The 442-nt window shown below is 44.6% G+C and carries 1 protein-coding gene; it reads right to left on the bottom strand.

The features are described from left to right. A partial coding sequence (locus A3735_RS30785) for a tol-pal system YbgF family protein (RefSeq protein WP_197485837.1) occupies positions 1-442 on the bottom strand: 442 nt, incomplete at both ends.

Below are 442 nucleotides of genomic sequence, written 5' to 3'. Positions count from 1 at the left end.
ATATTCATTTGCTAGGTCGTTCAACAATCCTGCCGTCTGATTAGCCATAGGAAAATGCGCAGCAAAACGCTCAATCGCTTCTCTGCGAAGTAGCTTATCAGATGGCCCGAGATCTTGGGTATTGCCGCTATTTGAAACTTTGATGTCGTCATATGTCAGAACTGAAGCATAGCCAGCTTGAACTGCCTTTGGATGGCTAACATTTTCATAAGCTGCACGTTCGTATAGAGAAATTGCACGACGATAATCACCAATTTTATATGCAGCCTCAGCTGCAAGGTAAAGGTTCTCACCGCTATAGCGATCTTGACCTCGCGTGAGAACCAGCTCTTCGTAATAGTCTGCAGCCTGCTTACCAAATACATAATAGCTTGACGCTTTAGCTGAAATTTCAGCAGGCTCACTCTTAACTTCGGAGTCTTTGGCGTAAGCCGTTTGCATT

The organism is Oleiphilus sp. HI0061, from assembly GCF_001635675.1.
The sequence above is the reverse complement of the archived record's forward strand: the minus strand, read 5'-3'. Positions and strand labels throughout refer to the sequence as shown.